Here is an 8733-nt window from a genome sequence, read left to right on the forward strand (position 1 = left end):
CTTTCCTCTATTGAACGGGTGAATCGGGTGACTCTGAAAACAGGTGCGATAGTGACGCTGCCCGGGATTCTGTTTCGCCCGGCGTAAATAGCGCGTTGACCACGGCGATCATATCGGCACCTGCGCTGATGACCTGGCAGGCATTATCCACACTGATGCCACCGATCGCTACTATGGGGCAGTCCAATTGCTCGCGGGCCATACTCAGCAGGCTTAATGGGGCACGGATAGCATTGGGTTTGGTCGATGAGGGAAAAAACGCACCGAATGCCACGTAGTTTGCTCCGCCTGCGACGGCTGTGTGCGCCAGTTGGATCTGGTCGTGGCAGGTGATGCCGATCAACGCATCCTCGCCAAGTGCCGAGCGGGCTTCTGTCAGGGTACCGTCTGACTGTCCCAGGTGAACGCCCGCAGCACCAACCAGCCGTGCAAGCTCAATATCATCATTGATCAGAAGCGGAATTGAGTAGTGCTGGCACAATGCGTTCAGTGCTTGAGCCTGGGCGTAGCGTTTTACTCTATCATCGGATTTGTCCCGGTACTGAACCAGGCGAACGCCGCCGCGCAGGGCTAACTCGACCTGAGTGAGCAGCTGGTCAGTGGTCGACATCAGTTTGGCGTCGGTAATGGCATAAACGCCGTGAAGACGAGGGTCTGTCATAGGGCCTGCTTGTGATTGTAATACTCTTCGATCTGGTTGCGGCTGATTACCCCCAGCGGGGTCTCACGGTTGCTGACAACCAACAGTGCGGAAATACCTTCGCTTTCCATTTTTTGCCAGGCCTCCAGCAGGGTTGCCCGAGAATAGACCGGGGTTGCATGCAGGCGGTTGGCCGGAATTTGCAGAAGGTTTACGGCGTGTTCCGAGCCTGACTGGGTTTCCAGGTGACGTATAAGCTCACCGCAGGGCATCAGTGTCCAGTCACGCTCTTGCTCGATCAATAGCCAGCGGGGACGGTTTTCGGCAATGGTTTTTAGCGTTTCACGGGGTTGAACCGCTGAGAGGGGCGTGAAGTCGCGTTCCATCAAGCTCCCCACCGCAGCTCGCGATAGCGTTTGTGCCATCGGTGTCTGCCGGATATCAAGGCCTTGTGCCACCAGAGTGGCCTGAAACGCGGAGGGCAGCTTGAACACCGAGCGCAGAGTCAGATTGCTGACCACAATGGCCAGCATTCCGGGGAGTATGATGGTTGAGTTATCGGTGAGTTCCAGTAATGCGATCAAGGCCGCCAGAGGGGCGTTGAGTACGGCACCCATCATCGCGCCCATGCCGATAATGGCAAACAGGTCGGTGGAGGTCGGCAGGTTAAGGTGCTGCCCCAGGCCGGCCAGCAGGGCCCCGGCGATAGCGCCAATCACCAGTGAAGGACCTATGATGCCGCCGGGTACGCCCAGTCCGATCACAAACGGTGTGAGCATGGTTTTGCATATCAGCAGCAGTAAAAGCATACCCAGCGTCGAGGGGGAGTGAAACAGCCCTTCGATACTGTCATAGCCGGTACCCATCACCTCCGGTATGGCAAGCGATATCGTCCCCGCGATTAACCCGGCCAGTAGTAGCCTGGCCGGGAGGGGCAGGGACCGCAGTTTCAGGGTTTGTTGGAGCGTGCTGATAAAGGCCGCTGCTACAACGCCGATCATCAGGCCCAGTACAAGCAGCATCGGCAGGTCCGGAAGCACATCTTGCGGCAGGCCGGGTAGCGCAAGATCGGCGACCCGTCCCAGTGTAAGCTGAATCACCACGTCACCGACGACCGCCGCGACCATGACCGGGATAAATCCAAGAATACTGTACTCGAGCAGGATCACTTCCATGGCGAAAATAACGCCGGCCAGGGGGGTGTTGAACACAGCTGCGATCGCTGCTGCACTGCCACATCCGATCAGAATTCGCAGTGTGTTATTGGGGAGCTTGAGTAATTGGCCTATTACGCTGCTGGCGCTGGCCCCGAGATAGACAGCGGGGCCCTCTCGGCCAACACTGTGCCCGCTTCCGAGTGCGATGGCTCCGGCTATAAATTGGGTAACCAGGTTGACCGGTGACAGACGGCCCTGATGATAGTTAAGTCGCTCCAGAAGGTGGGGGATGCCAACGCTGCGGGAGCTGCGTGGGAGAAGTTTGAACAGCATGATCAAAAGCAGGCTGCCCAGTACCGGATACAGAAATCGCTGCCACAGGGGAAGTGATTCAAAGTGCTCAATGATGCCGGTGGGTAGAAGCCATTGCTGGGGTAGCTCGATGGCCAGCCGGAACAGAATGATAACGCCGCCGGTCACCAGGCCCGATAATATGCCCAGAACAACGAGCTGAGGGAGTGCCTCGAAATAGTAGAGCCGTTGTCTAAAATTATCCAGAGAGGGCATTGGCGCACGTCTCGATCTGTAGCTGATGGTCAATAATTCTATGGGTCAGTATGATAGCGGTGGGGCGGCGCTGGAGTTGCCGTAAACATCGGCGGTTCAGGTACGCCCCGTATAAGGTTAACAGTTCTTAGAAGCGTATGAGAGGTTGTTGTGATCAGGGTAGGTATTGTTGGCGGTACAGGGTATACCGGGGTTGAGCTGTTAAGAGTGTTGGCGAATCACCCCGAAGTCCAGGTTGATGTGATTACCTCCCGATCCGAGGAAGGGATCCGCGTGGCGGATATGTTTCCCAACCTGAGGGGGCATTATGACCTGGCTTTTACGGTTCCTGATGTTGAGCGTCTGAGTGCATGTGATGTGGTTTTCTTTGCAACGCCTCACGGTGTGGCCATGTCGATGGCGCCTGAGTTGGTCGCACGTGGCGTGCGGGTTATCGATCTGGGGGCGGACTTCCGCATCAAGGATGTTCCATTGTGGGAAAAATGGTACGGCCTGAGCCATACCTGTCCCGACCTGGTAGAGAAAGCGGTCTACGGTTTGCCTGAAGTTAACCGGGAGGCGATCGCGGGCGCGCAGCTTGTGGCCTGTGCCGGTTGTTATCCGACCGCTGCGCAGCTGGGTTATCTGCCGTTGTTGGAAAAAGGATTGGTCGATCATCGCCGTCTGATTGCCGACTGTAAGTCCGGTGCGAGCGGAGCAGGTCGCGGTGCCAATGTGGGTACGCTGCTGTGCGAGGCCAGTGAGAGTGTTAAAGCCTATGGTGCTTCGGGGCATCGTCATTTACCGGAAATTCGTCAGGGGCTCAGTCGTGCGGCGGGACGTGAAGTGGGACTCACCTTTGTTCCTCACCTGATGCCGATGATTCGGGGGATCCACGCGACCCTTTATTCCACACTGAAAGATCCTGTGGACCCGGGTCTGCAAGAGCTGTTCGAAGAACGATTCGCCAACGAGCCTTTCGTTGACGTAATGCCGTTTGGCAGTCACCCGGAAACACGTAGCGTGCGCGGTTCCAACGTATGCCGTATCAGCGTCCATCGTCCGCAGGATGACGAAACTGTCGTGGTGCTTTCTGTCATCGATAACCTGGTCAAAGGGGCTTCGGGGCAGGCAGTGCAGGTTATGAACATCATGTTTGGCTTTGATGAAACGTCAGGGCTTGGCAGTGTTGGGTTGATGCCTTAATTCTTGACAGAAAAGGTTGGTTAAGTGAGAATCCAGTCTCTATTGGAGGGTTCTACAAGGTATGAGTGAGACATTTGACGAAGCGTCGCTGGTGTTTACCGATGCGGCGGCAGCCAAGGTCAAAGGCCTGATTGAAGAGGAGCAGAATGATAACCTGAAGCTTCGGGTGTTTATCACCGGGGGCGGTTGCGCGGGCTTCTCCTACGGTTTTACCTTCGATGAGCAGAAGGCTGATGACGACACCGAAGTGGTCAAGGATGGGGTGACCCTGCTCGTTGATCCGATGAGTTTCCAGTATCTGGCTGGATCCACGGTCGATTACAAAGAGGGGCTGCAGGGGTCACAGTTTGTGATCAATAACCCCAACGCGACAACGACCTGTGGTTGCGGTTCGTCATTCTCGATCTAAACCGGCCTGTTAAGGCGAATAGACCCCGGCCAGTCTTCCTGTCCGGGGTTTTTTATGGGCTTGATGGTCTCTAGGCTGGGTAAATGGCACCCAGTACCCGGGGCCCCCGGGCACCCGTTGCTGAGGCAATGTTGCCTGGTTGCCCTGTCAGAGTCATGCTCGCGAGCCAGGCGAAAGCGGCCGCCTCGACCCAGTCCGGCTCTATGCCGAGGGCCGCTGTGGTTTTGACTGTCAGCGCAGGCAATTGGGCCTGGATGCGTTGGTTCAGATACGGATTGTAAGCGCCGCCGCCGCATAAATAGAGTGCCGGGTTGTCCAGAGACAGCGACTTGACTGCTTCGGCAATGGATATGGCGGTCAATTCGGTGAGCGTGGCCTGGACATCTTCGGCAGCGACGGATGGCAACTGTTGCAGGTGGTTGTCTAACCAGCCCTGATGAAACAGCTCACGCCCGGTGCTCTTCGGTGGGGATTGTTTAAAAAAGGGTTCGCTGAGCAGTTGCTCAAGTAGCCTGGTATTAATCTGTCCCTGCTGAGCCCATAACCCGCCCTTATCATAAGCGCAGCCACGGTGTCTTTTGATCCACCCATCCATCAGTACGTTGCCGGGGCCGGTATCGAATCCGGATAGATGAGCTGCGCTGTTTTTGGGTAGGCCCGTAAGATTGGCCATGCCGCCGATGTTGATCACGACACGGTCTTCGCTGTCGGAGTGAAAAACGCCTTGGTGAAATGCGGGCACTAATGGGGCTCCCTGCCCTCCCGCAGCAACATCACGACGTCTGAAGTCAGCCACTGTGGTAATGCCTGTGCGTTCACTGATTCGGCTGGAGTCCCCAATTTGCAGCGTATAGCTCTGCTCAGGGCGGTGGCGGATTGTTTGGCCGTGACTACCGATGGCAGAAATGTTGCCAACAGCCTGGCCGGAGTGCTCCATGAGCGCCAGGCAAGCTTCGGCAAACAGTTCTCCCAGGTCGCGATCTAGTTCCGCGAGCGCATCGATACTTTCCTCGTGGCCCTCGGCCAGCGAGAAAATACGCTGTTTTATGCTGTCTGGAATTGGATGGGAGTAGGATGAAATCTGCTTGAAGTGAGGCGTAAAACTGACCAGCACCGCATCGACCGCGTCGATGCTGGTGCCGGACATTAAGCCAATAAAAAGCGCCATGGATCAGCGGTCGTTATCGGCCAGTGCTATGGTTGTTTCACCTTCCAGTAGCGCCAGCAGTTGAGAGGACTGCTTGGTAAAGGCAGCGCGTTCTTTGGAGGGAACAGGCTGAGCATGGGGCAGGGCAACCGTTACCGGGTTTTTGTGTACCCCGTTCACGCGGAATTCGTAGTGCAGGTGGGGGCCGGTAACCATGCCGGTTTTGCCAACGTAGCCGATCACCTGACCTTGTTTGACGCGGGAGCCGGCGGACAACCCGGATTTGTAACCGTTCATATGCGCATACAGCGTCGTTATATTACCGCCATGCTGCAGAATAATGGTCTTGCCGTAGCCACCCTTGGTCCCCCGCCAGATAATCTTGCCATCACCGGCGGCTTTGATCGGTGTTCCGGTCGCGGCTGCGTAGTCGGTCCCGCGATGGGGGCGCTTCTTGCCCAGCACCGGGTGGTAGCGTTCGGGGTTGAAAGAGGAGCTGATGCGGCGGAAGTCGACCGGTGAGCGCAGGAATGCCTTGCGCATGCTTTCGCCTTCCGGTGTGTAATAGTTCGTATCACCGTTACTGTCGACGAATCGAAGAGCACGGACGGTGCGCCCCCGGTTTTTAAATTCGACGGCTAAAACATCGCCTTCGCCTATTTTCTTGCCATCAAGAAACTTCTCTTCATAAAGCACTCGGAAGCTATCGTTTTTCCGGATATCCAGCGCAAAGTCGATATCCCAGCCCAAAATCTGAGCCATTTGCATAATCATGCGGCCGGACAGGCCCGCGCGTTCAGCATCGAGAAAAAGCGAGTTCGTGATCTTGCCACTGACAATCCGTTGTTCGACGTCAGGCGTCAGCGAAATGTGCTCAACCTTATATCCATCCTCGGTGCGCTCCAGCTGCACACTGTTCAGCTGATCCTGTGAGAAACGCAGCTTTTCCATCTCGCCGCCTTCGATCAGGAAGGAGAGCGTCTGGCCGGGATAAAGGCGTTTTAGTACACCGGCTTCCTGGGTTGCCTGGCTCACTTGGTAGACATCCCGGGCAGAGAGTCCTGCACGCTTGAATAATGTAGACAGGCTGTCACCGCTACGCACTTCGTATTCGATCCAGTTCTCGATGATAGGAGCGGGTGACGCGAGACTTTCCTGTTCTTCAGTGGCCTCCAACATACCTGTCGAATCAAAGGAGGCTGTTTGTTGAGCGTCGGTGGTCAGAGCAACCGGGTTGTTTTCTGTCGACGACTCGGCGGGTTTGGCGTTCTGATCTGCCTTGGCGGCCGCTGATGTAACGGTGGTCTCTGACTTCGGCGTGATTAACTTAATAGTACTGCGGGTCGCTTCGACCTCGTTAGAGGGGAGCAAAAGACTGGCACCAATAATGCCGGTGCAGATAGTGGCGGCAGCCAGATGAATTTTGGGTAACCCAGATACAATGTTAGAAACTTTGCGCAACACGATAAGACCTCGATCGATAATGCGGTAGCGTAATTATGCCGTCGGGCTGCCGATACAACTGAAATAGCAGGTCTGCAGTTGCCCCGGGCGGCGTGAAAGCTTCCTTGATATGACCACCCATTATATAGAAGTTCCAATATTATTTATCTGCCAGTCATTAAAAAACTTAAACCCCATCGAACGGTTGATTTGTCTGGGATCAAGGGCGGCGCTAAAATGCGCCACTTTCCCGATAGTGAACTGATCTCTAAAGAAGGCGGCTATGAGTAAGCGGAGTCTGATCGAAGATTTAAAAGCGCGTGGCCTGATTGCGCAGACCACCAATGAACAGGAGCTGGAGGAGCACCTGGAGTCTGGCGCTATCACTCTGTATTGCGGCTTCGACCCGACTGCAGACAGTCTGCACCTGGGACATCTGGTGCCTCTACTGATGCTCAAGCGGTTTCAGGATTATGGCCACCGTCCGATCGCCCTGGTGGGCGGGGCGACCGGTCTAATCGGTGATCCCAGCTTTAAGGCACAGGAGCGTCAGTTAAACTCGGCTGAGGTCGTTCAGCAGTGGAGTGATTGTCTCAAGGGACAGATCAGCCAGTTTATCGATTTTGGCGGTGAAGATGGTGCGATCCTGGCTAACAATTACGACTGGACTGCTAATGTCGATGTGTTGAGCTTTCTTCGAGATATCGGTAAGCACTTCTCCGTCAATAAGATGATCGCCAAAGAGTCAGTCAAACAGCGTATCGAGCGTGACGGGGATGGCATCTCTTTCACCGAGTTCACGTATCAGATTCTTCAGTCATACGATTACCAAAAGCTGAACGAGCTGTACGGCTGTAGTCTGCAGATCGGCGGCTCCGATCAGTGGGGTAACATTACGGGCGGTATCGAACTGGTTCGTCGTATGAATGGCGCGTCAGCTCATGCCTTGACGTTGCCTTTGATTACCAAGTCGGATGGCACCAAGTTCGGTAAGACAGAAGGCGGAGCTGTTTGGCTGGATCCGAAGAAAACGTCACCGTATGCGTTCTACCAGTTCTGGTTGCAGACCCCCGATGCTGATGTTTATCGCTTCCTAAAGTTTTTCACGTTCCTGGATGTGGAGCGGATCGATGAAATTGAAGCTCAGGATAAAGCGCGGGAGGGGCGCCCTGAGGCCCAGCGGGTCCTGGCGGAAGAGATGACGCGGCTGGTCCACAGCGATGAAGCTCTGGAGGCTGCTCGTCGGATTACTGAAGCATTGTTCTCCGGTGATCACACCAGCCTGAGCGCGAACGATTATGAGCAGCTTCAATTAGATGGCCTGCCTGCAAGTCAGGTTCCCGAAAAGCTTGAAGGGCAGCCTTTGACCTCTTTGCTGGCTGAAGCGGGTGTCGCAGCATCCGGCAAACAGGTTAAAGATGCCTTGGCGCGTGGTGCTGTGATTATCAATGATCAGGCCTGCACAGCGGATGACAACATGTCGGCGCCAGCGCTGTTCTCTGAAAACAGCGCGCGGTTCGGGAAATACTTCCTGGTGAAACTGGGCAAAAAGAAGCACCACCTTTTCTACCTGTAACAGTACCGTAAAAGATTTTTCAAAAGAGTTGTTGACTCCCTCAGTCAGCTCTGTAGAATGCGCCTCCTCGCTTGAGACGACAGCCCCTTCGGGAGCCGGACGGAACAGCGAGGCGGTTTTCTAACCTCTTGAAATCATTAAGCCTTTTGGTTGATTCGAGAAAACGAAAATCGCAGTGAAAAGCGAAATAAACGCTTGACACTGAAGGCGGAGGCGGTAGAATACGCACCTCCTTATGAGGCGCTAAAAAGCGCGCCTCGCTTGAGATGACGAATGCAGCCGCTGCGGTGGCAAGCATAAGTCGCTCAGCACGCTCTTTAACAAGTCGATCAGGTAATTCGTGTGGGCGCTTGTCGGGATTAAGCACACAAAGCTTATATCTCAAGACAAGCAACCTATATGTGAATTCATTTAGCGTTGTTTATACCTTGAGCAGGATGGCGAAGAGATAATTCCTCTCTTTAGATTCCAATTAAACTTTTAAACTGAAGAGTTTGATCATGGCTCAGATTGAACGCTGGCGGCAGGCCTAACACATGCAAGTCGAGCGGTAGCAGGGGGTGCTTGCACCCCGCTGACGAGCGGCGGACGGGTGAGTAACGCGTAGGA

7 protein-coding genes and 1 rRNA gene are annotated in these 8733 nt (G+C 55.0%); 4 read left to right on the forward strand and 4 right to left on the reverse strand.

Going from position 1 to position 8733, the window contains the following annotated elements; all coding sequences use genetic code 11:
- Window positions 1-7: 7 nt before the first annotated feature.
- Entirely contained in the window at window positions 8-661 is a 654-nt protein-coding gene (gene thiE, locus G403_RS0118900; RefSeq protein WP_027855376.1) for a thiamine phosphate synthase, read from the reverse strand.
- Window positions 658-2364, reverse strand: a complete 1707-nt coding sequence (locus G403_RS0118905; RefSeq protein WP_027855377.1) for a chloride channel protein — start codon at window positions 2362-2364, stop codon at window positions 658-660. The genes thiE and G403_RS0118905 overlap by 4 nt, the downstream gene beginning before the upstream one ends.
- A 150-nt stretch (window positions 2365-2514) precedes the next feature.
- Here G403_RS0118905 and argC point away from each other — a divergent pair, with 150 nt between their 5' ends.
- Window positions 2515-3549 (forward strand): N-acetyl-gamma-glutamyl-phosphate reductase, encoded by a 1035-nt coding sequence (gene argC / locus G403_RS0118910; RefSeq protein ID WP_027855378.1) that lies wholly within the window; start codon window positions 2515-2517, stop codon window positions 3547-3549.
- A 61-nt stretch (window positions 3550-3610) separates the two neighbouring features.
- Window positions 3611-3958 (forward strand): iron-sulfur cluster insertion protein ErpA, encoded by a 348-nt coding sequence (erpA, locus tag G403_RS0118915; RefSeq protein ID WP_027855379.1) that lies wholly within the window; start codon window positions 3611-3613, stop codon window positions 3956-3958.
- A gap of 70 nt (window positions 3959-4028) precedes the next feature.
- On the opposite strand, the gene G403_RS0118920 is transcribed toward erpA, so the two are convergent.
- Both G403_RS0118920 and G403_RS0118925 read right to left on the reverse strand, forming a co-directional pair.
- Complete coding sequence (locus G403_RS0118920) at window positions 4029-5126, reverse strand: anhydro-N-acetylmuramic acid kinase (protein WP_027855380.1); 1098 nt, start codon at window positions 5124-5126, stop codon at window positions 4029-4031.
- A gap of 3 nt (window positions 5127-5129) precedes the next feature.
- The gene (locus tag G403_RS0118925; protein WP_425411711.1) at window positions 5130-6569 is read right to left on the reverse strand and encodes an OapA family protein; all 1440 of its coding nucleotides are present in this window, start codon (window positions 6567-6569) and stop codon (window positions 5130-5132) included.
- A 262-nt stretch (window positions 6570-6831) separates the two neighbouring features.
- Here G403_RS0118925 and tyrS point away from each other — a divergent pair, with 262 nt between their 5' ends.
- Both tyrS and G403_RS0118935 read left to right on the forward strand, forming a co-directional pair.
- Window positions 6832-8124: a tyrosine--tRNA ligase gene (tyrS, locus tag G403_RS0118930; RefSeq protein WP_027855382.1), complete on the forward strand. Its 1293-nt coding sequence runs from the start codon at window positions 6832-6834 to the stop codon at window positions 8122-8124.
- A 482-nt stretch (window positions 8125-8606) separates the two neighbouring features.
- Window positions 8607-8733, forward strand: a 16S ribosomal RNA gene (locus G403_RS0118935); the annotation flags it as partial.

This window comes from Marinobacterium litorale DSM 23545, from assembly GCF_000428985.1.
GTDB lineage: Bacteria > Pseudomonadota > Gammaproteobacteria > Pseudomonadales > Balneatricaceae > Marinobacterium_D > Marinobacterium_D litorale.